At 54.2% G+C, this 583-nt stretch carries 1 protein-coding gene; it reads right to left on the bottom strand.

The genetic code is table 11. From position 1 onward, the window contains the following. A partial coding sequence (locus J5224_RS34200; RefSeq protein WP_264629294.1) for a LysR family transcriptional regulator occupies positions 1-583 on the bottom strand: 583 nt, incomplete at both ends.

Below are 583 nucleotides of genomic sequence, written 5' to 3'. Positions count from 1 at the left end.
GAATTCAGATAGCCGACCAGATAATGTTCTGATTGCTCCAGTTGATTAGGGTGGGTGGGTGTCCCCGCGTGAGCCAGGTAATTCGGTGTGGCATAGGCTCCGATCGTCAAATCCCCGACATGGCGGGCAATCAGTGACTGCTCCGAGATACCGCCTCCTCGTATCACGCAGTCCACGTTCTCCCTGATCATGTCTACCTTTCGATCGCTGGCACCGAGATCAATCTGGATATCGGGGTATTGCGCATAAAATTCAGGCAAGGCGGGTACCAGAATCAGACGAGCCAGTGGGCTGGGAACGTCAACCCGCAGCTTACCTCTGGGCGTTGTAACGGCACTGGAGAGGCTGGTTTCCGCATCATCCATCGCAGCAAGCAAACGGACGGCATGCTCGTAATACACCGTGCCATCGGCAGTAACATGCACCTTTCTGGTGGTTCTGTTCAGCAATTTGACGCGCAATCGGGTCTCGAGTTGTTGGATTAACTGGGTAACGGTGGTCTTGTTCATCTGTAACGTCGCAGCGGCTTTGGTAAAGCTGCCCGACTCGACCACCCGAATAAAAGCCTGCATTGCGTCAAAGC

This window comes from Candidatus Symbiopectobacterium sp. NZEC135 (genome assembly GCF_025962695.1).
Note: the sequence above shows the minus strand (reverse complement) of the source record. Positions and strands in the feature narration are given on the sequence as shown.